Below are 24,151 nucleotides of genomic sequence, written 5' to 3'. Positions count from 1 at the left end.
AACCCAACGCCCGACCAACAGGGACAGAGCCGCATGGCGAAAATTGAACCTCCTCTCTCAGACCTGCCGATCAAGACCGCCGACAAGGGTTTCTACAACGGCTTCTCGCTCGACGTGACCGTGACCTCCAAGCTTGCCGTGGGCGGGTTGGTGCTCTGGGCCGTCGCCTTCCCCGAGCAGGCGGGCGGCGTGCTCGGCGGGCTCAACACCTTCATTCTGGCGAACTTCGCCAGCTGGTACATCTACGTGATGGCCTTCTTCGTGCTGGTCTGCCTGGCGCTGGCGATCTGGCCTGCGGCCGGCAAGCTCAAGCTCGGGCATGACGACGAAACCCCCGAGTTCGACAACTTCTCGTGGTTCTCCATGATGTTCGGCGCGGGCATCGGGGTCGGCATGCTGACCTGGGCGGTGGCCGAGCCGATCTACCACTTCCGCAACAACCCCGAGGTGATCCAAGGGCTCGCGGAGGGCGAAAGCGTGAACAACTTCATGAACGCCTACCAATACAGCTACCTGCACTGGGGCTTCTCTGCCTGGTCCTCCTACGCCATCGCCGGTCTGGCGCTGGGGTATTTTACCTACCGCCGCGGCCTGCCGCTGACCATCCGCTCGTCGCTGACGCCGCTCTTCGGCTCGGCGCTCTCGGGCCCCCTTGGCCACATTGTCGACATCGTCGCGGTGATCGCCACCATCCTCGGCGTCGCTCAGACGCTCGGCTTCGGCGTCGAGCAGTTCGTCGCCGGAATGAGCAAGATCGGCATCGGCGACTGGCTCGTCACAGCCGAGGGCAACGCTTCGCCCGCCGGCATCATCGTGGCTCTGGTGGTGATCATGGGCGCCTCAACCCTCTCGGCGCTCTCGGGCGTGGGCAAGGGCATCAAGTGGCTGTCCAACATCAACATGGGGCTGTCGATCTTCCTGCTGGCCTTCCTGATGATCTTCGGCTCCACCTGGTTCGGCATGCAGGCGCTCTTTCTCGGCATGATCGACTACATCATCGCGCTGCCGAAGATGCTGTTCACGGTCTACCGTCCAGACGGCACCGAGACCGGCGACGCGCTCTCGGGCTGGCAGGGCGCCTGGACGGTGTTCTACTGGGCCTGGTGGGTGGCCTTCGCCCCCTTCGTCGGTCTCTTCCTCGCCCGCATCTCGCGCGGCCGCACCATCCGCGAGTTCGTGCTGGGCGCGATGATCGTGCCGTCGATCATGTGCTTCGTGTGGTTCTCCTTCGCCGGCGGCACGGCCATCGAAATGGAACTCTCGGGGGTCGCAGACGGCGCGATCTTCGGCTCCACCGACGGCGCCAAGATCTTCACCATGACCGGCCTCATGCTGGGCGACGTGCTGGGGTGGTGCATGGCGGTGATCATCGTGATTCTGCTGATGACCTATCTCGTGACCTCGGCCGACTCGGCGGTGCTGATCGTCAACACCATCAACGCGGCGGGCGACGAGGGCCCGAAAGCGCGCCCGCACATCATCTTCTGGGGCGTCACGCTCGGCCTCGTGGTCGGGGCGTTGCTGCTGGTTGGCGGGCTGACCGCGATCCAGACCGCCATGGTGATCGGCGCGCTGCCCTTCTCGGTGGTGATGCTGCTGATGTGCCTCGGCTTGTTCAAGGCAATCTACCGCGACGGTCTGCGCGCGCGTCACGGCGTGCCCTCGGTGACCGTGGAGATGCCGCCCGCTGAATGAAGCGGATGCGGTCACAAGGGCCGGCCGGCGCAGCACTGCGCCGGCCGGTGGCGCTTCTCGCCTGCGCGCTGTTTCCCTACGGTGCGCAATTCGCCGGATAGCGCGGTGTTGTCGCTCTCGGTCCCAATGGTCCGGCAAAATGCGGCGAAAAATTGACATACTCTCGCCGCCTGCTAGCCTCGGGCCAAGAGGTTCCCGAAGTGCGGGTTTGTGAGGGATGAAGATGCGAGTTCTCAGCATTTGCGCCGCGGCAGCGGCATTGGTGGCCCTTGCGGGCGCAGCACAAGCGGGCAGCCAGGGATACCCCGGCGACATGTACATGCCCGGCTCCGCGGGCTTCGTGGCGGGCGCCGGCAACGCACAGCCGCTGGTACAGGCCTACCCCGGCCCCAGCATGTGCGCGGGCAAGCAACAGCCGGTGATCCTCGGCGGCCAGATCTGGTGCGGCACCCCCACCGGCGGCCTCTACGCGGAGCCTGCCCAAAGCGCCCGCCGCAGCACAATGGGTACGCAGGGCGCGCCGCTGCCGCGGGCCTATGTCCCGGCCGGCCAGTAAGGCGTCGCTTCGACGCACCTCCCAAGGCCATACGGACTTGGCTTTTTCCGGCGAGCCGCGTATACGCGCGGCTTGAACCAATTCCGGGAACCGTCGCCATGCAGGGCAGTGCCAATCTCAACATCATGATCAAGGCCGCGCGCAAGGCGGGTCGGTCGCTGGTCAAGGACTTCCGCGAGGTCGAGAACCTTCAGGTCTCGATGAAGGGTGCAGGCGACTTCGTGTCGCGCGCCGACATCGCCGCCGAGAAGATTCTCAAGGATGAGCTGCTGGGCGCGCGCCCGACCTACGGCTGGCTTGGGGAAGAGGGCGGTGGCCAGGACGGCGAAGATCCGACCCGCCGCTGGATCGTCGATCCGCTGGATGGCACCACCAACTTCCTGCATGGCCTGCCGCATTGGGCGATCTCCATCGCGCTCGAGCACAAGGGCAAGATCGTCGCTGGTGTGGTGTTCGATCCGGCCAAGGACGAGATGTTCTACGCCGAGAAGGGCGCCGGCGCCTGGCTCAACGACTCGCGCCGCCTGCGGGTCTCGGGCCGCCACCGCATGATCGAGGCGATCTTCGCCACGGGCGTGCCCTTCGCCGCGAAGAAGACCCTGCCGGCGACCCTCAAGGACCTCGCCCGCCTGATGCCCGAATGCGCCGGCGTGCGGCGCTGGGGGGCGGCGGCGCTCGATCTGGCCTATGTGGCCGCGGGCCGCTACGACGGCTACTGGGAGCGCGAGCTGAACATCTGGGACATCGCCGCGGGCGGTCTCATTGCCTCCGAGGCGGGCGCGCTGGTCGAAGGCATCCGTGAAGACCAGGACCCCTACGAGACGGGCTCGATCCTCTGCGCGAGCAACAATATCTTCGACGCCTTCGCCAAGACCATTCGCGAGGTCTGAAAAGGGCGCGCGCAGCCCGCGCAACCGCGGGCGACAGGAACAGGAAGGGAGCCGCAGGGCTCCCTTTTTTATTCGCGCTTGTTTTGAAGGAAAAATACGCCCGCCGAAGCCGCCCGCTCAACGGTCGGATGGATGGTTGACCCCGTCCGACCAGGGGATCGGCTCGTGCTCTGCCGGGTTTACCCCTTCGATGCCCCCCATGTTCACCCCGAACTCATTCGGGTTCGACCGGCGCCGGTGGTACATGTAGATGCCGCAGACCGAGCAGAAGTAGTGCTGCGCGGTGTTGGTGCCGAACTGGTAGAGCGTCATCTTGTCCGCGCCCTTCACCACCTCGACCCCGTCTTTCGGCGCGGTCACGGCGGCGGCGCCCCTGCGGCGGCAGAATGAGCAGTCGCAGCGACGGGCCGTGTTCAGCCCGTCCGCCAGCGTCACCCGCAACGCGCAGGCGCCGCAGTGGCAGGTGACGGTGACTGGCCCGCTCGTCAAACTCCCGACCATGGGCCCTTCCTTCCGTTCTGGCGTGTTCCGGCGCGCGGGATATGGGTGCGGCCGATGGCGTATTTGGCGGCGGGATGCGGTGGCTGGCCGTGGGTGCGGTTCCAGAACGCCGGGCCGCCCCGCGCCAGCCAGACCGGGGCGATCATGAGGAGGCCCGCGACGAAGCCGCCCACATGCGCCCAATAGGCAACGCCCCCCTCGGCCCCGGCGCTGCCGATGCCGCTGAAGATCTGCAACCCGAACCAGACCGCCAGCAGCAGCCAGGCGGGGATCGGTAGCACCTTGAAGATGATGATCAGGATGATGAGGATGTCGACCCGCGCCTTCGGAAAGAGCAGCAGGTAGGCGCCCATGACCCCGGCAATCGCCCCCGAGGCGCCGACCGTGGGCACCGCCGAGCCGGGATCGGCCAGATATTGCAGCAGCGCCGCTGCGACGCCCGAGGCGAGGTAGAAGAGCAGGTAGCGCAGGTGCCCCAGCATATCCTCGATATTGTCGCCGAAGATGAACAGGAACAACATGTTGCCGAAGAGATGCATGAGGCCGCCATGCAGGAACATCGAGGTGAGGATGCCGGTGTATCCGTAGCCCTGCGAGATATGCGCGGGGAAGAGCGCCCACCGCTCGAAGAAGGCATCGAGCGCGGCGGGGTCGGTGAACAGCACCCAGTACCCCAGGAAGATCACCGTGTTGGCGATGATCAGCGCGTATGTGACATAGGGCGTGCGCCCCGAGGGGTTGTGGTCTCGGATCGGGAACATGGATGTCAGAGTGACGCGCGCGGGCGGGTCGTCAAGGGCGGATCGGCCGGGCGCCTGGAAAAACCCTGCACACAGGCTGTCCCCGCCGCGGCCGGGCGGCAAATCTCCTCTTCGGACGCAAGCGCGGCGTAACCGTAGTTCTGCTTCACCGTCCTGAGGACGTGCGGGGTACCGGCCGGGGAGGCTGTACTTGGAAGCCCTCGCAGACAGATCCCTTTCAAAGGTCTTTGGTTATTCGCCGCGCACGACGAAGACAGATTGTTTGGCGTGGCGGACCACCCGGGCGGCGTTCGGCCCCAGAAGGTAGTCGGCAAGCTCGGGGGTGTGCGACGACAGGACGATGGCATCGGCCTTGAGCTTGTCTGCGGCGATGAGGATCTGGTCGTAGATGCGCCCGTGCAGCACGTGCGGATGCACCTCGACCGCGTCCGGCACGTTGGCGTTCACCCAGTCCTTGAGCTTGGCGCCGACCTCCTTGAGGGCGCCCTTCTCGAAGCCCTCTCGAAAGTAGCCCGAGACCATCGACATGCCGAAGTCGGGCAGCACGGTCACCACGTGCAGCACCATGCCCTCGCCGCCGAGGTGCAGGGCCGTCGGCAGCGCCCTGGCCCAGCTCGCGGGGGCCGAGAGATCGACGGGCAGAAGGATCGTCTTGTACATCGCAAGGCTCCTCAGAAGGCCGGCACGGTCTGGCGGCGGCGTTGCATCAGGATCACCAGCCCCAGCAGCAGCAGCGCGGGGATGTAGAAGAGCTGCGCCGGCAGCCGTTCCTGCGGGACCAGCACCGAGGCGATCTGCACCGGCTCGTCGGCGTAGAAGTCGAAGCTCGCCAGCTTCTCGGCGGTGGGGGTGCCGAACATCGGCTCGTCGAGCTTCACCACGTCGCCCTCGGGGAAGAGCATCAGGCCGGAATTGTCGATCCGCTCCTGCGCATTGGCACCATGGGCGTCCATCACCAGCGTCGTCGAGGCAGTCTCGCCGGTGTTGAAATCCGGCCCTTCGATTTCCAGCCGGATCCGGCTGCCCTCCGGCAGCTCGGCCAGCACCTGCTCGAACTCGGCCGGCGGGATGTTGTGGAAGGGGCTCTGCACCATGTTCAGCCAGACGTTGGGCACGAAGAGCGTGAAGGCCACCAGCAGCAGCGCCGCGCTCTCCCAAATGCGCGAGCGGGCGAAGAAATAGCCCTGCGTGGCGGCAGCGAAGAGCAGCATGGCGAAGGTCGCGACGATGAAGACGAAGACCGCATGCGCAATTCCCGTGGCGGTGCCGAGATCGACCCCGTAGAGGATCAACGTCGGGTTGAAGATGAACAGGAACGGCAGGGCGACGGTGCGCAGGCTGTAGAAAAAGGCGGTGAAGCCGGTCTTGATCGGATCACCCCCCGAAACCGCCGCGGCCGCGAAGGACGCAAGCCCCACGGGCGGCGTCACGTCGGCCATGATGCCGAAGTAGAAGACGAAGAGATGCGCCGCGATCAGGGGAACGATCAAGCCTTCCTGCGCGCCGAGCGAAACCACCACATTGGCCATCAGCGAGGACACCACGATGTAGTTCGCCGTGGTCGGCAAGCCCATGCCAAGGATCAGCGAGAAGACCCCGACGAGGATCAGCATGATGATCAGGCTGCCGCCCGAGAGCTGCTCGACGAGGCCCGCGAGCTCTGTGCCGATGGGCGTCTTGGTGACCGTGGCGACGATGATCCCCGCCGCCGCCGTGGCGACGCCGATGCCGATCATGTTCCGCGCTCCGGCGATGAGACCGTCGATCAGGTCCTGCCAGCCGTTGCGGAATTCCTCGGCCACGCGGGCGCCTTCGCCGCGCAGGATGGCCTTGAGCGGACGCTGGGTGATGATGATCAGAAGCATCAGCGCGGTGGCGTAGAAGGCGGATTTCGCCGGGCTCTGCCGCTCGACCATCAGGAACCAGACCAGCACGATGATCGGCAGGATGTAGTGCAGCCCGGTGGCATAGACTTCGCCCACGGTGGGCAGCTTGATGTTGGGATCGCTGGGGTCGTCCACCTCGAGATCGGGGCGGCGCGCGGCGATGGCGAGAAGCCAGAGATAGACCGCGGCCAGCACCACCATCATGATCGGACCCGACAGTCCGGGGGCGACCGACTTCAGCGCGCCGACCGCGTAGATCAGCGCGGTGAAGCCCGCGCCGGCGACGGCAAATCCGATGAAGAACTTGAGGATCATGCCGCCGAAGGACTTGGCCTCGCCAAGGGCGGGCATGTTCTTCTTCAGCGCTTCGAGGTGCACGATGTAGACCAGCGCGATGTAGGAGATCACCGCCGGGATGAAGGCGTGCTTGATCACCTCGACGTAAGAGATCCCGATGAACTCGACCATCAGGAAGGCAGCGGCGCCCATCACCGGCGGCATGATCTGGCCGTTGACCGACGAGGCAACCTCGACCGAACCGGCCTGTTCGCTGGTGAAGCCGACGCGCTTCATCAGCGGGATGGTGAAGGTGCCGGTGGTGACCACATTTGCGATCGACGAGCCCGAGATAAGGCCGGTCATGGCAGAGCCGACAACCGCGGCCTTCGCAGGGCCGCCGCGCAGGTGGCCGAGCCCGGCGAAGGCGAGCTTGATGAAGTAATTGCCCGCGCCGGCCTTATCCAGCAGCGAGCCGAAGAGCACGAAGAGGAAGACGAACGCCGTTGAGACCCCGAGCGGGATGCCGAAGACGCCTGCGGTGTCGAGCCATTGCGCGTTGATGAGCGCGGTGAAGGACAGCCCCTCGTGCTCGATCAGCTCGGGGATCAGCCAGCCGGTGCCCATGTAAGCGTAAAGCAGGAAGAGCGCGCCGACGATGGTCAGCGCCGGACCCAGTGCGCGGCGGCTGGCCTCGAGAAGGATGACAAGGCCGACGGCCCCGATGATCACCTGGAACTGCGTGGGAAGCCCCGAGCGGGCGGTCAGCGCGAGTTCCTTGGAGAAGAGAAAAACGTAGAAGGCGCAGAAGCCGCCGATGGCCATGAGGATCCAGTCGGTCAGCGGCACGCGATCGCGGGGCGAGGATTTCAGCGCCGGATAGGCGAGGAAGGCCAGCAGGATGGCGAAGGTCAGGTGGATCGGCCGGGTCTGCGACGAGTTGAGCGCCGGCAGCACGTCGGCGAACCAGAGCTGCGGCTGCGCGATCCAGAGCTGGAACAGCGACCAGGCCAGCGCGAGACCCGCGATGAGCATGCCGACAAACCGGTTCGTCGGGGCCCGCGCGCCGCTGTCGGTGCTGGCAACGAGATCCTGCAGTTCTTCGTCGCTGAACTGGCGACCGCCGTGGTCGGGACCGGTCTGCTGTGGGTGGTCGGTCATGCTGCGCGCCCCTCTGATGCCGCCTTCCGGAAAGGCCCGGGCGCCTGCGCAGCGCCCGGGCCGGGTTTCATACGCGGAGCCGCGATCTTACTCGATCAGGCCGGCTTCGCGGAAGTAGCGCTCGGCCCCGGCGTGCAGCGGCGCCGAGAGACCCGCGGTTGCCATCTCTTTCGGGTCGAGGTTGGCAAAGGCCGGGTGCAGGCCGCGGAACTGGTCCATGTTGTCAAAGATCGCCTTGACCACCTGGTAGACGACTTCTTCCGGCACATCCGCGGAGGTCACGAAGGTCGCGCCGACGCCGAAGGTGTGGGTGTCCTCGTCATTGCCGCGGTACATGCCGCCGGGGATGGTGGCGGTGCGGTAGAAGGGGTTGTCGGCGACCAGCTCGTCAACCGCTTCGCCCTCGACGTCGACCAGCACGGAGTCGCAGGCGGTGGTGGCTTCCTGGATCGAGCCCGACGGGTGTCCGACGGTGTAGACCATCGCGTCGATGTTGTTGTCGCAGAGCGCCTGGGACTGCTCGGCCGCCTGCAGCTCGGAGGCGACGGCGAAATCGTCCATGGTCCAGCCCAGCTTGTCCATCAGCACTTCCATGGTGCCGCGCTGGCCGGAGCCGGGGTTGCCGACGTTGACGCGCTTGCCCTTGAGATCCTCGAAGGTCTCGATGCCGGCATCGGCACGGGCAACCACGGTGAAGGGCTCGGGGTGGACGGAGAAGACGGCGCGCAGGCCCTCGAACGGCCCCTGTTCCTCGAAGCGCGAGGTGCCGTTGTAGGCGTGGTACTGCCAGTCGGACTGGGCGACGCCGAATTCCAGCTCGCCGCCGCGGATGGCGTTGATGTTGAACACCGAGCCGCCGGTGGATTCGACGCCGCAGCGGATCCCGTGCTCGGAGCGACCGCGGTTCACCAGACGGCAGATCGCGCCGCCGGTCGGGTAGTAGACGCCAGTGACGCCGCCGGTGCCGATCGAGATGAACGTCTGCTCCTGCGCGGTGGCTGCGCTCGCGCCGATCGCGGTGGCGGCGGCCACGAGGGCGCCGATGAGGGGTTTGGTCATGTCGTGTGTCTCCCTGGAAAGTGTCCGAGATTCGGCTCTCGCGTGTCAGTGAAACATTTCATTGCGAAGGGTCAAGTTAAACAATACAAATGTATCACGCCTGCCAACCCCACGACCTAAGTCGAAACCCCTTCGAGTAAAGACCCGGGAGGCCGAACTGCCGACAGCTTCTTCGCTAGACGATCTGGCCCGCGCGCTGCGCCAGCTCGGCCGCAGCGGCACACCGCGCGTCGCGGCGCTGGCACGCTGGGCGTCGGATCAACCCGAAGAGATCGCGTTGAATTCCGTGCGAAGCCTCGCCGAGCGCTCGGGGGCCAATGCCAACACGGTGGTGCGCCTGTCACAGGCGCTTGGGTTTGCGGGGTACGAAGCCTGCCGCAATGCCTTTCAGGATGCGCTGCGGCAGGGCGGCGAGTTCTATGGCAAGCGGGCGGAGGAGCTTTCGGGTCGGGACAGCGCCTCGGTGCTCGATGCGATCCGCGAGGCGGGGCACCGCAACCTAGAGTCGGCCTTTACCCCCGAGAGCCGGGTGGCGATAGACAAGGCCGCGCGGATCATGCTCGAGGCGCGGCAGGTCTACGTGGTGGGGGTCCGCAGCTGCTACGCGATTGCCGACTACCTCGGCTATACTGCCCGCATGGCCTTCGACAATTTCGCGCCGCGGGCGGGCACGCCGGGGGACATCCGCGACCGGATCGCCCTGGCGGGGCCCGGCGACGTGGTCCTGTCGATCAGCTTCCGGCATTACTCGGTCGAGACCATCGCGGCGCATGACCTGGCGCTGCGCCAGGGGGCGCGGACGGTTGCCATCACCGACGATCCCCGGGGGCCTCTGGCGCGTGGGGCAGAGGTGGTGATGCTGCCCGAGATGCACGGGCCGCAGCCCTTGCCGAGCATGATCGGCGCCTTTGCCCTGGCCGAAGCGCTGGTGGCGAGCATGGTGGTGCAATCGGACCGGGCGCTGGGGAACATCACCCGCTTCGAGCAGCGGCTGCACGAGGCGGGGGCATATCTCTAGGCTTTCGAAAGCAGGGCGCCAAGATCCTCGGCCTCAGCTCCCTTCGCGCGCCAGCGCTCCCTTCGGGACGAGCCGGGGCCGCAAAGAAAGACACCGCGCCGGAGGGGCGCGATGCTGTGGGGCCTTCGTCTCTGGCTTGGCTCAGAAGCCGAGCGCCATCCCGTCCTTGCGACTGTCGCTGCCGCCAGAGAGCAGGCCGGTCTCGGCGTCGATGCGGATCGCCTGACTGCCGCCGATCGGGCTGGTCATCACCTTGAGCTTGTGGCCGCGTTTTTCCAACTCGGCGCGGGCGTCGGCCGACACACCCGGCTCGACCTGCAACTCGCCGTCATGGGCGAAGCTGCGCGGTGCATCCATCGCCGCCTGCAGGTCGAGGCCGAGATCGAGCACCCCCGACAGGAAGGCCGCATGGCCGGCCGCCTGATACTGTCCGCCCATGACGCCGAAGGGCATGACCACCTCGCCGTCCTTGCGCAGCATGCCGGGGATAATGGTGTGCATCGGGCGTTTCTTCGGCGCGATGGCGTTGGGGTGACCCTCGATCAGCCGGAACGACGCGCCGCGCGAGTGGAAGAGCACGCCGGTCTCGGGGTCGAGCCGGGTCGAGCCGAAACCGTGGAAGATCGAGTTGATGAAGGACAGCGCGTTGCCCTCGGCATCGACCACGCAGAGATAGATCGTGTCCTTGTGCTCGGGCTCGTCCCAGAGGGCGGGCTCCATGGCGCGGGTCATGTCGATGCGCGCGGCGAGGGTGTCGACCACCTCGTCCGAGAGCAGCGTATCGACCACGTCCGGGCAGCTGGCCGGGTCGGCGATCAGCGCGTCGCGGTGGTGGTAGGCGAGCTTGGTGGCCTCGGCGTGCAGGTGGATGCGGTCCGCCTCGGACATCTGACGGCCCATGTCGAACTTCGACAGGATGCGCAGGATCAGCAGCGCGGCGAGGCCCTGGCCGTTGGGCGGGCATTCGATCACCTCATGACCGGCGTAGCTGGCCGAGATCGGGTCGGTCCAGAAGGCCTGGTCGGTGGCCTCGTGGAAGTCCTGGGTCGTATGCAGCCCGCCGAGCGACTGCAGGTGGGTGGCCATCTTCGCGGCGGTCTCGCCCTGGTAGAAGCCTGCGGCGCCCTTGGAGGCGATCTCGCGCAGGCGGTCCGCCAGCAAGGGCTGGGCGTGGCGTTCACCCGCGACGGGAGCGCGGCCGTTCGGCAAGAAGACCTTGGCGGCGTGCTCGTCCTTTCCGACCAGCTCGGCAGCCTCGGCCCAGTCCTGCGCGACGCGCGGGGTCACCGCGTAGCCGTTCTCGGCATAGCCGATGGCGCGGGCGAAGAGCCGCTCGAGCGGCATCGTGCCATGGTCGGCATGCAGCAGGCACCAGGCCGAGATGGCCCCGGGGATGGTCACCGAATGCGGGCTGGTCTGGGGAATTTCATCGCCGAGGCCCGCCTCCTTCAGCGCCGCGACCGTGGCGGCGGCCGGGGCGCGGCCCGAGCCGTTCAGCGCCTTCACCGGACCGCCCTTCGGCGCGTAAAGCGCGAAGCAGTCACCGCCGATGCCGGTCATCAGCGGATCGACCACGCATTGCACCGCCACGGCGGCGAGGGCCGCATCGACGGCGCTGCCGCCAGCCGAGAGGATCTCAATACCGGCTGCCGTCGAGAGCGGATGCGAGGTGGCAATCATCGCCTGCGAGGCCAGCGTGCTGGGGCGTTTGGCGGAGAAGAAGTCGAACATTCTTGGATCGTCCTGTCGGATATAAAAAGTGCCGAGATTTAGTTGTCCGTGAGTGATGGCGGTCTCGGCAGAGTCTCGTCAAGTGTCTGATGGGGAAAGCGGGTGCAGGCAGGCCACGGCGCGGCCCGTTCCCAGCGTTCCCAGTTGCGGGTCGCGGGTGCGACAATCGTCCTGCGCCATGGGGCAGCGGGTTGAGAAGCGGCAGCCCTTCGGCAGGTCAAGCGGGCTCGGGATTTCGCCGGGCAGCGGCTCGGGGATCGGCTCGAAGAAGCGCGGCGCGGCGCCCCGAAGGGCGGCGGCGTAGGGGTGCGCCGGAGCGTTCAGCACGGCGTCGGTCGGGCCGGTCTCGACGATGCGGCCAAGGTACATGATGGCGATCTGCTCGCAGAGATAGCTCGCCACGCCAAGATCGTGGGTGATGAAGACCAGCGTGAGGCCCATCTCCTGCTGCAGTTTGCGCAGCAGCGTCAGGAGCTGCGCCTGGGTCGACACGTCAAGGCCCGAGACCGCTTCGTCCGCCACCAGCACCGAGGGCTCGGAGGCCAGCGCGCGGGCGATGGCGACGCGGCGCACCTGCCCTCCGGAAAGGCCCGACGGGTAGCGCTTGGCGGCATCGGCGGGCAGGCCGACGCGCTCCAGCAGGTCGGCCACGCGGGTCTCTTCCTGCGCCTTCGGCACAATGCCGAAGTGGCGCAGCGGCTCGGCGATCAGCGCGCCGACGGTCATCCGCGGGTCGAGCGAGCTGCGGGCGTCCTGGTAGACCATTGCGACGTCGCGGGCGAAGCGCGTGCCTTCGGCGCGTACCTCGCGGATCGGGCGGCCGTGATAGAGCGCGCGGCCACCGCTCGGCGCGTCGAGCCCCAGCAGCATGCGCAGCAGGGTGGACTTGCCCGAGCCGCTTTCGCCGACAAACGCCAGCGAGGCCCCCTTTTCGACGCTGAGCCGGACGCCGTCAAGGGCACGCAGCCCGACCTTCTCGCGGGTGAAACGGCGGCCCGGCGGGCGGATCTGGAAGACCTTCTCGACCTCGATCAGCTCGAAGACGGGGGCGGTGCGGGACGGGGCTGCCGGGGCGGCGGTATCAAGCATCATTCCGGGTTCCAGCAGGCAAAGAGGTGGTCGCGCGCGTCGCTGCGCGCGGGATCGGCGGGGGTGAGCGGCGGCGCTTCGCGCGCGCATCGGTCCAGCGCGCGGGGGCAGCGGGTGGCGAAACGGCATCCGGCGGGCATCTGGTCGTGCGAGGGCACGGTGCCTTCGGGCGCCTGCAGATCCTTGCGCCCGATCTCGAGCACGCAGCTTTCGAGCTGGCGGGTATAGGGATGCCTGTGGCGCTTCAGCACCTCCTCGGAGGGGCCGGATTCGACCACCTGTCCGGCGTAGAGCACCACGATCCGGTCGCAGGACTGGCTGGCCAGCGCCAGATCGTGCAGCACGAAGATGCAGCTCGCGCCGCGTTCGCGGGTGAGCTTCAGGATCAGCCGGATGATCTGCGCCTGGATGGTCACGTCGAGCGCCGAGGTCGGCTCGTCGGCGAGCAGCAGGTCGGGGTTGCAGGCGAGCGCGATGGCCACCATCACCCGCTGCTGCATCCCGCCCGAGAGCTGGTGCGGAAAGGCCGAGAGCCGCGCTTCGGCGTCGTTGATGCCCACTTGAGTGAAAAGCTCAATCGCGCGGATGCGGGCCTCGCTGCGCGATAGGCCGAGGTTGCGGCGCAGCGTGGTGATCAGTTGCCGGCCCACGGTATAGGCCGGGTTCAGCGCCGCGCCGGCGTCCTGGAAGATCATCGACAGGCGCTGGCCGCGCAGCTTCACCATCTCGCGCTTGCGCATCGACAGCAGGTCGCCCGCCCCCTGGAGATCTGCGGTGCCCTCGACCTCGGCCCCGTCGAGAAGCTGCATGAGCGCGGTGGCGATGGTCGACTTGCCCGCGCCGCTCTCGCCCACCAGCGCCAGCGTCTCACCCTTGGCGAGCGAGAGGCTCACCCGGTCGAGGATCTTTGCCGGACCGCGGTGCACGGTCAGCTCCGAGACGTTCAGCAGCGCCTCGGCGTTGATCTGTTGCAACATCATGCGCCCCTCCGGCTCTTGGGGTCGTATTCCTCGCGGATGCCGTCGCCGACGATCGACAGGGCGATCAACAGCAGAGCGAGCGCGAAGCCGGGCATGGCCGACATCCACGGCGCGAAGCTGACGAAGTCACGGCCCTCGGCGATCATCAGCCCCCAGTCGGGGGTCGGGGGTGTCACGCCGATGCCGAGGAACGACAGCGAGGACGACACGAGGATGGCCTCGGAGATGCGGATGGTGACCTGCACGGCGAGCGGGAAAACCACGTTTGGCAGGATGTGGCGGCGGATCACCTGCAGCGAGGGGATCGACATCAGCTGTGCCGCTTCGACGAAGCCCTGCACCTTCACCTGCATGACGTCGGCGCGGACGGTGCGCGAGAAGGGCCCGATCATCGACAGGCCCACGGCGATCACCACCTTGTCGACGCCCTGTCCCAGGATGGCGATGAAGGCGACGGCAAGGATCAGCGAGGGCAGGGCGAGGATGGAATCGATGAGCCGCATCAGCGACCATTCCACCCAGCCGCCCGAAAGCCCGGCGGCAAGGCCGATCACCAGCCCTCCGGCGGCGCCGATCAGCACCGAGAAGAGGCCAATCACCAGCGCATAGCGGGCGCCATAGATGACCCGCGACAGTATGTCCTGCCCGTAGCTGTCGGTGCCCAGTGGATGCGCGCCCGAAGGCGGCTGCATCATGGCGTCCATCGACTGCATCACCGGATCGTAGGGCGCAACATGCGGCGCGAAGATCGCGGCCAGCAGGTAGGCGGCGGCGATGACCAGCGCGACGGTGAAGAAGGGGCGGCGCACGAAGATCGAGCGGCGCTTGCGGCTCTGCGCCTGCGGTGCCGGCCCGGCGGGCGGCAGCGTCGCGGGGGCCGGGGCGTTGGTGGCCTCTGCGCTCATTTGCGGTCTCTCAATCTGGGGTCGAGGATCGGATAGGAGAGGTCGACCAGCAGGTTGACCCCGATGAAGAGGAAGGCGGTCATCATCACTCCGGCCTGCACCACCATGTACTCGCGCCCCAGCACCGCCGAGGTCAGCATCTGGCCTATGCCCGGCAGGTTGAAGACGGTCTCGGTCAGCACCGTGCCCTGCAGCAGCGTGCCGAGCTGCAGCCCGAGGATGGTGACCAGCGGCATGGCGATGTTGCGCACGCCGTGCACCCAGATCACCCGCCAGCCGGGCTCGCCGCGCGCGCGGGCGGCGGCGATATAGGGCTGGTCGAGCACCTCGATCAGCGTGGCGCGGGTCAGGCGCGTGATCATCGCGATGAAGTAGGTGGAAAGCGTCAGACCCGGCAGGATCATGTGGTAGACGCCGGTCCAGAAGTCCTCCCAGGGCGAGACATAGCCCATCACCGGGAACCAGCCGAGCCGCACCCCGAAGAACCAGATCAGCAGGATGCCAAGCAGGAAGGACGGAAAGGCGGTGCCGGTCAGGGCAAAGACCGCCGAACCCGCATCGAAGGCGGTGTCCTTCTTGACCGCCGAGAGAACCCCCAGCGGCACGCCGATCAGCACCGCGAAGACGAGCGAGAAGCTCGCCAGCGTCAGCGTCACCGGCAGCGCTTCCTTGAAGGCATAGGTGAAGATGTCGGTGCGGGCGACGAAGGAGGTGCCCCAGTCGCCCTGCACGAAGTTCTTTGCCCAATCGGCGTATTGCGCCAGGAAGGGCCGGTCCAGACCCATTTCGGCGGTGAGCGACTCGTAGGACTCCTGCGAGTATTCCGAGCCGAGCATGATCTGCACCGGGTCGCCCGGCGCCAGCTTCAGCAGACCGAAGGTGGCGACCGAGACGATGAACAGCACGACGAGCGTCTGCCCGAGCTTTCCGAGGGTCTGGACCAGCAGCATCAGGCGAGGCTCACCGTATGCAGGTTCACGAGGTCGGCGGGGATGTAGTTGAAGCCCTGCACCTTGTCCGAGAAGACCTTGTAGATCGGCATATGCGCCATGATCGCGATCGGCGCCTCATCCATCAGCAGATCCTCTGCCGCATAGTAGAGCTTGGCCCGCTCCTCTGTTTCCAGGATCACCTGCGCCTGCTTGCACAGGTCGTCGAACTCGGTGTTGACCCAGCCGCAGAAGTTCCAGGCGCCGTCCGACTTGAACTCGGGGTAGATCGTCTCGTCGGGGTCGAGGTCGGCCACCCATTCGAAGTCGTAGAGGTCGAAGTCGCCCTCGTTGCGGCGCTTGACCCAGGCGGCGGGCTCGATCAGCTCGAGCTTCACCTTGATGCCGATCTCGGCCAGCATCGGCGCCACGGTCTGCGCGATGCGCGTGCCGACCGGGCCGCGCTCGGCCATCATGTAGGTCACTTCGATCTCGTCCTGGTTTTCCGCCTTGGCGCGGAATTCCTTGGCCTTATCGAGGTCGAACCACTGGCCGCGGCCCGAGGTGGCGATCTCGGGGTCGAAGAAGCCGCTCATCGGCGGGGAGATCGGGGTATAGGCCTGCTGGGCACGGCCGAAGTAGGCCTGTTTCACCAGCTTTTCGCGGTCCAGCGCCCAGGCGACGGCGCGGCGCAGGTTGATGTCGGTGAAGGGGCCTTTCTTGCAGTTCATGCCGACGAAGGTGTAGTTGCCCTCGATCTCGCCGTAGAGCTTCGCCTTGGGGAAGGCGTCGACTTGGTCGACCAGCTGCATCGGGCAGTCGGTCATGCCGTGGATCTGGCCCGACATCAGCGCGGCGAGCGCGGTCGAGGCCTCGTTCATCAGCACGAAGGTGACGCGCTCGAGCTTTGGCATGTCCGGCTCGAAGTACTCGGTGTTGGCCTCGAGCTCGATGGCGTCATTCTCGCGCCAGGACACGAACTTGAACGGGCCGGTGCCAACCGGGTTGCGGCCGTAATCGGTGCCGTATTTCTGCGCGGCGGCGGGGCTGACGATGGTGCCGGCGCGGCCGGTCGAGCCGTTAAGCGCCACGGGCAGGAAGGCATAGGGTTGCGAGAAGTGCAGCTTGACGGTCAGATCGTCGACGATCTCGATCTCTTCCAGAAGCTCCAGCTTCCAGGCGTGCGGCGACTTGGGCTCGCCTTCTTTCACCCGCAGCAGCGAGAACTTCACCGCCTCGGCGTCGCAGGGGGTGCCGTCGTGGAACTTGACGCCCTCGCGCAGCTTGAAGACGTGGGTCTTGTCGTCCTCGAGATCCCAGGTCTCGGCCAGATCGGGCTCGAAGGTCACCTGCTCGCCGTCATAGGAGATCTTCAGAAGGCCATTGTGGATGTTGTTGATGATCTGGATCGCCGACAGGAAGCCGGTGAAATGCGGATCAAGCGTGTCGATCACCTTGACCGAGGCGATCTTGAGGTGTCCGCTCTGCTGGGCGCGGGCAATCCCGGGGAAGGATCCCGCGCTCGTCGCGGCGACGATGCCGGCGCCGAGACCCTTGAGCACGGCGCGACGGCCGAGCCGGGCCGAGAGGCGCTCGGCCAGCACTTTCTTGTGGTCGACTTGCGTCATGTCTTGTCTCTCCTGTTGGCATGGTCTCCTCCCATGTCGAAACAAACCCATCGGGCCCCGCCTGTCCGGTTGTCCCGGCTCTGAGGTGCTAACAGCCCAATTGGACGGCGTTTTTTCGTGTTTCCTCCTGTACCGACCTGTTGTCTCGTGATTTCAGGTTGTGAGGACATGTATACATAAGCAAGATAAAAGTGTTCATTTCGACGGGGGCGGGGCGCATATGATTATTCGGACGGCAGAAAGCATTTTCGACAGTCTGGTGGATCAGATCGTGGCAGGGCGGATGAAGCCCGGAGAGCCGCTGGCCGAGCAGGCGCTGGCCGAGCAGTTCGGCGTCTCGCGCACCCCGGTCCGCGAGGCCCTGCACCGGCTCGAACAGGCCAACCTCGCCGAGCGCGGCGCGCGGCGCGCTTTCGTGGTGCGCCAGATGAAGGCCAGCGATCTCGCCGAACTGTTCGAAGCGGTGGGAGAGGTGGAAAGCGTGCTGGCCGCGCTGGCGGCGCACCGGATGACCGAGATCGAGCGGCGCCACATGCTGGCCATCCTTGAGGAAGGCAAGACCTGCGGCGAAGACCCGGAGCGCTACGGGCTGATCAACGCGCGGTTCCATGCGGCGCTGACGACCGGCGCGCGCAATGCCGCGCTGGCCTCGGTGCTGGACGAGCTGAACCTGCGCACCCAAGCGTGGAGGGAGGCGAACTTCCACGTGGATGCCTCGCGCCTATCGAGCTCGCGCGCCGAGCATGACGCCATCGCCGAGGCGATCATGCGGCAGGACGCCGAGGCCGCGCGCGGGCTGATGCGCAGCCATGTCGCCGCTTCCTATATGGTTCTAGCCGACATCCTGTCGCGCCGCGGGGACTGAGGCCGCCGCGCGCGCGACCCGGCAGAAAGCCCCTCGCCACAGGCACAGGGGCATGGCACTCTCAGGGCGGGTCACCTATTTCGATGCCTGAAAGGATTTTGCCATGCATTCCAGACATCTCTGTGCGGTTCTGATCGCGCTCACCGTCGTGGCTCTCGGCTCGGGATCGCCGGCGCTGGCCCATTCGGGGGATGCTGCCGCGGGGGGCTTCGTGACGGGCTTCCTGCACCCGATCCTCGGCTGGGACCACGTGATCGCCATGGTGGCGGTGGGGCTCTGGGGCGCCTTTCTCGGCGCGCCCGCGGTCTGGCTGCTGCCGGTGACCTTCCCGCTGGTCATGGCGCTTGGCGGGATGTTGGGCGCGGCGGGGGTGCCGCTGCCGGGGATCGAGACGGGGATCGCCGCCTCGGGTCTGGTGATCGGGCTTGCGGTGCTCTTCGCGGCGCGTCCGCCGCTGCCAGTGGCGGCCGCGATCGTCGCGGTCTTCGCGATCTTCCACGGCCATGCCCATGGGACCGAGATGCCCGGTGCGGTGAGCCCACTGGCCTATGCGGGCGGCTTCGTGATCGGCACCGGGCTTTTGCACCTCTGCGGCATCGCCTTCGGAATGCTGACCCGCTCGCGCCCCGGCACGCTGGCCGTGCGCGGCGCTGGCGGGGTGATCGCGGCACTCGGCGCGGGCTTCCTGACCGGCGCGCTGTGAGGCGGACGGCCCTCGCGGCGGTCGCTGCGCTTGCGCTGACGCCGGGGGCCGCGCTCGCGCATGACGCCTTCGGAGACCTCGGGCCGTTCTACTCGGGGCTGCTGCATCCGGTGATGGCGCCGCTGCAGACGCTTCTGCTTGTGGCCGTGGCGCTGCTTCTGGCTCGGCAGCCGCTGGCCTCGGTGCGGCGCGCCTATCCGGCGCTGGTGCTGGCGGGGGCGGCGGGACTCGTGCTGCACGGGGTCTGGCCGGAGGTCGCGACGTCGATGCGGATCGGTGCCCTTCTGGCCATTGCGCTGGGGGCGCTGGCGCTATGGGGGATCGCGCTGCCGGGGGCATTGCTCGCGGCGCTCGCCATGGCGGGCGCTGCGCTTGCGGCGCTCTCGGGGGATGCGCCGTCGGCCACGCGCGAGGGGTTGCTCGGCGCGCTCGGCGGCGTCCTCGGGATCGCCGCCTTCGTGCTGCTTATGTGGGGTGCGCTCGACCTGCTGCAAGCGCGGTTGGGGCGGATCTCAGGCGCAGTCTGCGCCGCATGGCTCATTGCGATCGGCGGCATGGCGGCGGTGCTGCCAGGCTGACCGCTCAGGCGGCGCCCACGGTCTCGGCAGTCTGCAGGGCCGTGCGCAGCCCGGCAGGGTTGATCGGCTTCAGGCAGCATCCGGCCTGCGGGTACTTGGCGTGGATCTCGTCGTCGTAGACATGGCCCGACTGGAACACCAGCCCCACGCCCATGTCGCGCAGCCGATCCGCGAGGGGGAAGACCTCGCCATCCTTCAGGCGCACGTCCAGAAGAGCGATGTCGGGTCGCTGGTCTCCCAGCGCGGCAAAGGCCTCGCGCAACCCGGGGAAGGGGCCGATCACCTCGTAGCCGAAGTCCTCGACCAGCATCTGCAGGTCCATGGCGACGATCACCTCGTCTTCGCAAATCATAACACGGCCTCGGGTCGTGGTCGTCTCACCGCTCGTCAGGGACATAACGCAGCACCATCCTTCTTTCGTAGTCGCTGAAGTCTACGGACACCGTTCCGCCCAGCTGAACCGCAGAAAGCTGGACCAGCGTCGAGCCGAAGCCCGCTGCTCCGTCGTCTGGTTCAACCCGCGCTTCGTGAATTTCGTTCCACACCAGTTCGACAAATCTTCCGTCGCGGCGCCACGAGACCTCGAGCCGCCCCGGCGTGTGGCCCAGAACGCCGTATTTCGCCGCATTGGTCGACCATTCGTGCAGCAGGAGCGAGAGCGAGGTAAGCTCCTGCGTGGCCACCGGGATCTCGGGGCCGCCGGGGCTCAGCTCCTGGTCGCTGCGGTAGGGCGCGAGCGAGGCGCGGATCGCGTCCTCGAGCCCGAATTTGCGTCCGCTCGGGGTCTTCTGCGTGAGGTCATGCGAGCGTGCGAGGGCGTTGATCCGGGTCTGAACCCCCTCGACGAGGTCCGGCACATTCTCGGCCCGCCGCCCTGCCATCCGCACCATGCTCGAGATGATCGAGAACATGTTCTTCACGCGGTGGTTCATCTCGCGCAGCATCATCTCGCGCACGTCCTTGGCGTCCTGCTCCTTGGTGACATCAAAGAGCACGCCGAGTACCCGCTCGGCGTGCGGCGTGGCAATGCGGCGGCCGACGATCTCGATCGAGCGCGCATGCGCGCCGAGCCCGCTGAGCCGGGCCACCACGTCGATGGGTTCGCCGCGGTCGATGGCCGCCTCGATGGCGGCGCGCACGTCGTCCCGGCTGTCTTCGACGATCGATTGCAGCAGCCGCTCAAGGGGCTGGGTGTGATCCTCGACCCCGAGCAGGGCGCAGCCAGAGTCGTCCAGCGTGACCGTGCCGCCGCGCGGATCGCACTCCCAGACCGCCATCCCTGAAACATCCAGCGCCAGCCGCAGCCGTTCGCCCTCGTGCTTGAGCGCCGTCTCGAGACGCAAGGCATCGGTCACCTCGGTGAAGACCAGCGTGGCGCCGTTGAGGTGGCCGTCGCGGCTGCGATAGGGGGTGATGACCAGCGACCAGGTGCGCGACTCGCTCCGGTCGCTGACCCGCATGTGGCCCAGCTGGCCGGTACGCATCACGTCTGAAATGGCCTGCAGCACCTCTTCGTTGCGGCGCAGCGAAGAGGTCACCTCGGCCAGCGGTCGGCCCCGGTCGGCTCCGCGGAAGGGATAGATCGACTGGATGGCGTCGGTGAAGTTGCGGATCGCCATCTTGGAGTCGACCACCACCAGCGGCAGTGCCGTGGAGGCGAAGAAGTTCGACAGGTCGGCATTGGCCACCGAAAGCTCGTCGACCTTGCTCTTGAGCTCGTCGTTGACCGTCGAGAGCTCCTCGTTGGTCGACTGCAGCTCCTCGTTCATCGACATCATTTCTTCGTTGGAGCTTTTCAGCTCTTCGTTCGCGGTCTCCAGTTCCTCGACCGTGGTGTGGAGCCGGGCCCGGGTGTCGCGCAACTCGTGTTCGAGGCTCTGCACGTGGCTGTCGGTGGAATCGAGTTCCTCGAACGCGTCATCCTCCAGTGCCTCGAAGCGGTCGCGTTCGCGGAACACCAGAAGGATGCTGCCATCTTCCAGAGGGTCGGCGATCAGATCGAAGGCTTGCGTGCCGAACTCGGAGCGCGCCGAGAGATCCCGCGAAATCGTGCGCTTCTTGCTGCGTGCCACCTGCCGCAGGATCGCCGAAAGCGCCTCGCGCACGCCGGAGCGGGCGAGCGAGGGGGCGAAATTCTCGCTTTCGGGGCCGGGCGTGACCTCGAGGTATTTGCCGAGCCGCCCGGTGGACCGCAGGATCTCGCCGCGCACGGTGACCCGCAGTGTGGGCGGGGCGTAGACCGAGAGGATGCGCTCGGCCACGTCGCTTTCCTGCCAGTCGAGACGGGCAGGGGGCTCGGCGTTGTCGGCGGCGTGGCGGCGGCCCGACGGTTGGCTGCGCTGCGCGCTGCGCAGGTGCAGCGGGTACTCGGGGCGGCCAGTGTTGCGCTGGAAGATGCGCGCGCCCTGGTCGAGCGGCTTGAAGACATGGTCGTGCCGGCCCACCGTCTCGGACGGACCAAGGAACAGCGTCGCGCCGGGCTTGAGGGCGTAATGGAAGATCGGCAGGGCGGTCGATTGCAACTGGTCGCCGAAGTAGATCAGCAAGTTGCGGCAGGACAGAAGGTCTATGTTCGAGAACGGCGGGTCACGGACAATGGAATGCACCGAGAAGCGGATCATGTCGCGGATCTTGGCCGACATGCGGAAGCGCCCGTCGAGCGCAACGGTATAAAGGTCGCGCATCTCCTCGGGGATGTCGGCCAGGGCCGACTGCGGGTAAACCGCCTCGCGGGCGATGCGCAGCATCTGCTCGTCGATGTCGGTGGCGAAGATCTGGATCTTCGCCGAGCGCTTTTGCTTGCGTGCCTCCTCGGCGAACATCATCGCGAAGGTATAGGCTTCCTCGCCGCTGGAGCAGCCCGGGATCCAGACGCGGATCTCGTCCTCGTTGCCGGCGTTGCGTATCAGCGGCGCCACGGCCAGCTCGCGCAGGCGTTCGAAATGCTCAGGATCGCGGAAGAAACGGGTGACGTTGATCAGCAGCTCGCGGAAGAGGATTTCGCATTCGCGGGAATCCGAGCGCACCCGCTTGAGGTAGGCGCTTGCGTCGTCGAGATCGAGCACCTGGATACGCCGCTGCACGCGTCGGATCAGCGTCGACTTCTTGTAGCCCGAGAAATCATGCCCGACGAAGTTGCGCACCACCCCGCAGATGTCCTCGAGATGCGCCTCGACCGTATTGGCGAGTTGGCGGTCGGCGGTGTCGACCAGCGTGTGCGCATAGAATTGCTCGATCGCCTCGACGATCTCGCCAGGACGGCGGACGAAATCCACCAGCCCGGTGGCCTGGGCCGAGGTCGGCATGCCATCGTATTTCGCGGTGTCAGGCTCCTGCACGAGGCACAGCCCGCCATGCTCCTTGATCGCCCGCAGCCCGGCGCTGCCGTCGGCGCCGGTGCCCGAGAGGATCACGCAGGCAGCAAAGCGCCCCTGGTCGAGCGCGAGGCTCTCGAAGAAGTCGTCGATCGGCCGGCGAAGGCCGCGCGGCTGCGCGAACTCGGTGAGGTTCAGCACCCCTTTGGTGACCGAGAGCCCGTGGCCGGGCGGGATGATGTAGACATTGCCCGCGGTGATCCTCTCGCCGCCCGAGGCCTGGCGCACGCGCAGCTCCGTATGGCGTGCGAGCAACTCGGCCAGCAGACTCTCGTGGTTCGGATCGAGGTGCTGGATGACCACATAGGCGAGGTTGCTCGAGGCGCGTGCCGCGGTCAGCATTTCGCGGATCGCCTCCAGCCCGCCCGCCGAGGCGCCGATACCGACGATGCACAGGCGCTCGCTGTCGCCCTTCCCGGCCTGCGCCTGTTGCGCCTCCTTGTCCTTCATGCCTGCTCTTTCCTCGGCGATGCGGCCAGGCGGCCCGCCGGCTTGCGTGTCAGTCTTCGTCGGTGTCGAGGGAGAGCCGCGCCAGAAGGGCAACGGACTCCGAAATCATTTGTGCCGAGCCGATGATCGCCAACCCGAATTCGCGGCTGATCTGCTCGAGATCGTCGAGGGTGCGGGTCAACTCCATGTCGTTCTGCGGCAGCTTGTTGCGGCGCATCGCGGTCGTCATGTCGAACTGCGAGGCGAGCAGGAAGCGCGGGCTTTCGTCGCGGTCGAGGAGCCGCGTCATGAAGACGAAGTTGAAGAAGCTCGTGCCGTCCTTGCGGTAGTTGAGGATCGGGAAGCGGCCGCTGTGCGGCTCTTTGCCGCGCACAAACTCACGCAGGGGGCGGCGCATCTCCTCGGTCGTGTCCGCGCCCTGCAGGAACCGGCAATTGTGCCCGATCACCTCGTCGGCGGCATAGCCGGTGAGCGTGCAGAAGGCCTCGTTCACCAGGACCAGCGGGGCGTCTTCGCCGATCCGCGACACGGCAAGGGCAACGCGCGCGGAGCGCATGTAATCGCCGAGGGGTTTGGGAAGGCTGTCTTGGGCTGTCATCTCGGCAGTGTGTCTGGTCGGCGGTGGGGCTGGCAAGAGGGCGGATTGGCGGCGCGCGGGCGGGCTGCCGTAAAGATGCACTGCGGCGGCCACAAGGCAAGACGGCCTCCACCAGAATTTGTCACGACGACTCGCGGCGGACAGCGCTGACCCACGTTCCCTGGGGTGCGAGTCCTCGGGGAGCCGGTCCTCACGGGTGGCGCTCATGGGATGTGCCTGCGTTGTGCCTTGGCGACACTGCGCGAGTCCCATCCGACTCGGCCAAGCTTGGGTGCGAGTGTGGACACCCTTGTTGATAACTCTGTGGGCGTCGCAAGATGTGGGTTTCGGGGCGTTTGGCGGACCCTGCGGAAGCCGCGCCGTCGGGTGGGGATGCACAGAAAAATAGAAACGTATCTTGTTGTTATTGCGCAGTTATCCAGGAATCTCGCAAAAACTTCGGTCTCTTCGGAAAAATCCGCTTGCAGGCCCCGGGGGGTATCCGTAAAAGGCCCCTCACCGGCGGCGCTGAGGCGCAC

The 24,151-nt window shown here is 66.8% G+C and carries 21 protein-coding genes; 7 read left to right on the top strand and 14 right to left on the bottom strand.

What is annotated here, in order from left to right:
* The first annotated feature begins 33 nt into the window (after positions 1 to 33).
* The 3 genes from G0Q01_RS15765 to G0Q01_RS15755 all read left to right on the top strand — a co-directional run bounded on the left by G0Q01_RS15765 (position 34) and on the right by G0Q01_RS15755 (position 3,141).
* Positions 34 to 1,695, top strand: coding sequence for a BCCT family transporter (locus G0Q01_RS15765; RefSeq protein WP_164196671.1), 1,662 nt, complete (start codon positions 34 to 36; stop codon positions 1,693 to 1,695).
* Between the two features lie 223 nt (positions 1,696 to 1,918).
* Positions 1,919 to 2,251 carry a hypothetical protein gene (locus G0Q01_RS15760; protein WP_164196670.1) on the top strand — a complete coding sequence of 111 codons (333 nt, stop codon included), beginning with the start codon at positions 1,919 to 1,921 and terminating at the stop codon, positions 2,249 to 2,251.
* A 98-nt stretch (positions 2,252 to 2,349) separates the two neighbouring features.
* Positions 2,350 to 3,141: an inositol monophosphatase family protein gene (locus G0Q01_RS15755; RefSeq protein WP_108968562.1), complete on the top strand. Its 792-nt coding sequence runs from the start codon at positions 2,350 to 2,352 to the stop codon at positions 3,139 to 3,141.
* Positions 3,142 to 3,258: 117 nt separating this feature from the next.
* Here the strand turns inward: G0Q01_RS15755 and G0Q01_RS15750 are convergent, their stop codons facing one another.
* From G0Q01_RS15750 to G0Q01_RS15730, 5 genes are all read right to left on the bottom strand, one after another.
* On the bottom strand, positions 3,259 to 3,642 hold the full coding sequence (locus tag G0Q01_RS15750; RefSeq protein WP_164196669.1) for a GFA family protein: 384 nt from the start codon (positions 3,640 to 3,642) through the stop codon (positions 3,259 to 3,261).
* Positions 3,627 to 4,403, bottom strand: coding sequence for a rhomboid family intramembrane serine protease (locus G0Q01_RS15745; RefSeq protein WP_164196668.1), 777 nt, complete (start codon positions 4,401 to 4,403; stop codon positions 3,627 to 3,629). Before G0Q01_RS15745 ends, G0Q01_RS15750 begins: the two co-directional genes overlap by 16 nt.
* Positions 4,404 to 4,634: 231 nt before the next feature.
* Entirely contained in the window at positions 4,635 to 5,063 is a 429-nt protein-coding gene (locus G0Q01_RS15740; RefSeq protein WP_164196667.1) for a universal stress protein, read from the bottom strand.
* Between the two features lie 11 nt (positions 5,064 to 5,074).
* The gene (locus G0Q01_RS15735) at positions 5,075 to 7,726 is read right to left on the bottom strand and encodes a TRAP transporter permease (RefSeq protein WP_108968569.1); all 2,652 of its coding nucleotides are present in this window, start codon (positions 7,724 to 7,726) and stop codon (positions 5,075 to 5,077) included.
* A gap of 87 nt (positions 7,727 to 7,813) precedes the next feature.
* Positions 7,814 to 8,785, bottom strand: a complete 972-nt coding sequence (locus tag G0Q01_RS15730; RefSeq protein ID WP_164196666.1) for a TAXI family TRAP transporter solute-binding subunit — start codon at positions 8,783 to 8,785, stop codon at positions 7,814 to 7,816.
* 286 nt (positions 8,786 to 9,071) lie between these two features.
* Here G0Q01_RS15730 and G0Q01_RS15725 point away from each other — a divergent pair, with 286 nt between their 5' ends.
* The gene (locus G0Q01_RS15725; protein ID WP_370457292.1) at positions 9,072 to 9,803 is read left to right on the top strand and encodes a MurR/RpiR family transcriptional regulator; all 732 of its coding nucleotides are present in this window, start codon (positions 9,072 to 9,074) and stop codon (positions 9,801 to 9,803) included.
* Between the two features lie 141 nt (positions 9,804 to 9,944).
* On the opposite strand, the gene G0Q01_RS15720 is transcribed toward G0Q01_RS15725, so the two are convergent.
* From G0Q01_RS15720 to G0Q01_RS15695, 6 genes are all read right to left on the bottom strand, one after another.
* Positions 9,945 to 11,534 (bottom strand): gamma-glutamyltransferase family protein, encoded by a 1,590-nt coding sequence (locus tag G0Q01_RS15720; RefSeq protein WP_164196664.1) that lies wholly within the window; start codon positions 11,532 to 11,534, stop codon positions 9,945 to 9,947.
* A 78-nt stretch (positions 11,535 to 11,612) separates the two neighbouring features.
* On the bottom strand, positions 11,613 to 12,626 hold the full coding sequence (locus G0Q01_RS15715; RefSeq protein ID WP_164196663.1) for an ABC transporter ATP-binding protein: 1,014 nt from the start codon (positions 12,624 to 12,626) through the stop codon (positions 11,613 to 11,615).
* On the bottom strand, positions 12,623 to 13,603 hold the full coding sequence (locus G0Q01_RS15710) for an ABC transporter ATP-binding protein (RefSeq protein WP_235940191.1): 981 nt from the start codon (positions 13,601 to 13,603) through the stop codon (positions 12,623 to 12,625). Before G0Q01_RS15710 ends, G0Q01_RS15715 begins: the two co-directional genes overlap by 4 nt.
* Entirely contained in the window at positions 13,600 to 14,508 is a 909-nt protein-coding gene (locus tag G0Q01_RS15705; RefSeq protein WP_164196662.1) for an ABC transporter permease, read from the bottom strand. The genes G0Q01_RS15710 and G0Q01_RS15705 overlap by 4 nt, the downstream gene beginning before the upstream one ends.
* The gene (locus G0Q01_RS15700) at positions 14,505 to 15,458 is read right to left on the bottom strand and encodes an ABC transporter permease (RefSeq protein WP_235940190.1); all 954 of its coding nucleotides are present in this window, start codon (positions 15,456 to 15,458) and stop codon (positions 14,505 to 14,507) included. Before G0Q01_RS15700 ends, G0Q01_RS15705 begins: the two co-directional genes overlap by 4 nt.
* Positions 15,458 to 17,065, bottom strand: coding sequence for an ABC transporter substrate-binding protein (locus tag G0Q01_RS15695; RefSeq protein WP_164196661.1), 1,608 nt, complete (start codon positions 17,063 to 17,065; stop codon positions 15,458 to 15,460). Before G0Q01_RS15695 ends, G0Q01_RS15700 begins: the two co-directional genes overlap by 1 nt.
* A 220-nt stretch (positions 17,066 to 17,285) precedes the next feature.
* Between G0Q01_RS15695 and G0Q01_RS15690 the strand changes: the two genes are divergently transcribed.
* From G0Q01_RS15690 to G0Q01_RS15680, 3 genes are all read left to right on the top strand, one after another.
* A complete protein-coding gene (locus G0Q01_RS15690) occupies positions 17,286 to 17,930 on the top strand; it encodes a GntR family transcriptional regulator (protein WP_108968583.1) in 645 nt (214 codons plus the stop codon).
* A gap of 103 nt (positions 17,931 to 18,033) precedes the next feature.
* Positions 18,034 to 18,633, top strand: a complete 600-nt coding sequence (locus tag G0Q01_RS15685) for a HupE/UreJ family protein (RefSeq protein ID WP_164196660.1) — start codon at positions 18,034 to 18,036, stop codon at positions 18,631 to 18,633.
* The gene (locus G0Q01_RS15680; RefSeq protein WP_164196659.1) at positions 18,630 to 19,211 is read left to right on the top strand and encodes a hypothetical protein; all 582 of its coding nucleotides are present in this window, start codon (positions 18,630 to 18,632) and stop codon (positions 19,209 to 19,211) included. The genes G0Q01_RS15685 and G0Q01_RS15680 overlap by 4 nt, the downstream gene beginning before the upstream one ends.
* A 4-nt stretch (positions 19,212 to 19,215) precedes the next feature.
* Here the strand turns inward: G0Q01_RS15680 and G0Q01_RS15675 are convergent, their stop codons facing one another.
* The 3 genes from G0Q01_RS15675 to G0Q01_RS15665 are packed head-to-tail and all read right to left on the bottom strand — an operon-like array spanning position 19,216 to position 23,633.
* Positions 19,216 to 19,563: a response regulator gene (locus G0Q01_RS15675; protein WP_235940188.1), complete on the bottom strand. Its 348-nt coding sequence runs from the start codon at positions 19,561 to 19,563 to the stop codon at positions 19,216 to 19,218.
* Between the two features lie 25 nt (positions 19,564 to 19,588).
* On the bottom strand, positions 19,589 to 23,035 hold the full coding sequence (locus G0Q01_RS15670) for a chemotaxis protein CheB (RefSeq protein WP_164213611.1): 3,447 nt from the start codon (positions 23,033 to 23,035) through the stop codon (positions 19,589 to 19,591).
* Positions 23,036 to 23,084: 49 nt separating this feature from the next.
* The gene (locus tag G0Q01_RS15665; protein WP_164196656.1) at positions 23,085 to 23,633 is read right to left on the bottom strand and encodes a PAS domain-containing protein; all 549 of its coding nucleotides are present in this window, start codon (positions 23,631 to 23,633) and stop codon (positions 23,085 to 23,087) included.
* Positions 23,634 to 24,151: the final 518 nt, after the last annotated feature.

This window comes from Salipiger sp. PrR007, from assembly GCF_010499845.1.
Lineage (GTDB): Bacteria > Pseudomonadota > Alphaproteobacteria > Rhodobacterales > Rhodobacteraceae > Salipiger > Salipiger pacificus_A.
The sequence above is the reverse complement of the archived record's forward strand: the minus strand, read 5'-3'. Positions and strand labels throughout refer to the sequence as shown.

Bases quoted from the DNA above. Each gene is read 5' to 3' on its own strand.
- G0Q01_RS15765 (WP_164196671.1), top strand. From the start codon at position 34: ATGGCGAAAATTGAACCTCCTCTCTCAGACCTGCCGATCAAGACCGCC.
- G0Q01_RS15760 (WP_164196670.1), top strand. From the start codon at position 1,919: ATGCGAGTTCTCAGCATTTGCGCCGCGGCAGCGGCATTGGTGGCCCTT.
- G0Q01_RS15755 (WP_108968562.1), top strand. From the start codon at position 2,350: ATGCAGGGCAGTGCCAATCTCAACATCATGATCAAGGCCGCGCGCAAG.
- G0Q01_RS15750 (WP_164196669.1), bottom strand. From the start codon at position 3,642: ATGGTCGGGAGTTTGACGAGCGGGCCAGTCACCGTCACCTGCCACTGC.
- G0Q01_RS15745 (WP_164196668.1), bottom strand. From the start codon at position 4,403: ATGTTCCCGATCCGAGACCACAACCCCTCGGGGCGCACGCCCTATGTC.
- G0Q01_RS15740 (WP_164196667.1), bottom strand. From the start codon at position 5,063: ATGTACAAGACGATCCTTCTGCCCGTCGATCTCTCGGCCCCCGCGAGC.
- G0Q01_RS15735 (WP_108968569.1), bottom strand. From the start codon at position 7,726: ATGACCGACCACCCACAGCAGACCGGTCCCGACCACGGCGGTCGCCAG.
- G0Q01_RS15730 (WP_164196666.1), bottom strand. From the start codon at position 8,785: ATGACCAAACCCCTCATCGGCGCCCTCGTGGCCGCCGCCACCGCGATC.
- G0Q01_RS15720 (WP_164196664.1), bottom strand. From the start codon at position 11,534: ATGTTCGACTTCTTCTCCGCCAAACGCCCCAGCACGCTGGCCTCGCAG.
- G0Q01_RS15715 (WP_164196663.1), bottom strand. From the start codon at position 12,626: ATGATGCTTGATACCGCCGCCCCGGCAGCCCCGTCCCGCACCGCCCCC.
- G0Q01_RS15710 (WP_235940191.1), bottom strand. From the start codon at position 13,603: ATGATGTTGCAACAGATCAACGCCGAGGCGCTGCTGAACGTCTCGGAG.
- G0Q01_RS15705 (WP_164196662.1), bottom strand. From the start codon at position 14,508: ATGAGCGCAGAGGCCACCAACGCCCCGGCCCCCGCGACGCTGCCGCCC.
- G0Q01_RS15700 (WP_235940190.1), bottom strand. From the start codon at position 15,458: ATGCTGCTGGTCCAGACCCTCGGAAAGCTCGGGCAGACGCTCGTCGTG.
- G0Q01_RS15695 (WP_164196661.1), bottom strand. From the start codon at position 17,065: ATGACGCAAGTCGACCACAAGAAAGTGCTGGCCGAGCGCCTCTCGGCC.
- G0Q01_RS15690 (WP_108968583.1), top strand. From the start codon at position 17,286: ATGATTATTCGGACGGCAGAAAGCATTTTCGACAGTCTGGTGGATCAG.
- G0Q01_RS15685 (WP_164196660.1), top strand. From the start codon at position 18,034: ATGCATTCCAGACATCTCTGTGCGGTTCTGATCGCGCTCACCGTCGTG.
- G0Q01_RS15675 (WP_235940188.1), bottom strand. From the start codon at position 19,563: ATGATTTGCGAAGACGAGGTGATCGTCGCCATGGACCTGCAGATGCTG.
- G0Q01_RS15670 (WP_164213611.1), bottom strand. From the start codon at position 23,035: ATGAAGGACAAGGAGGCGCAACAGGCGCAGGCCGGGAAGGGCGACAGC.
- G0Q01_RS15665 (WP_164196656.1), bottom strand. From the start codon at position 23,633: ATGACAGCCCAAGACAGCCTTCCCAAACCCCTCGGCGATTACATGCGC.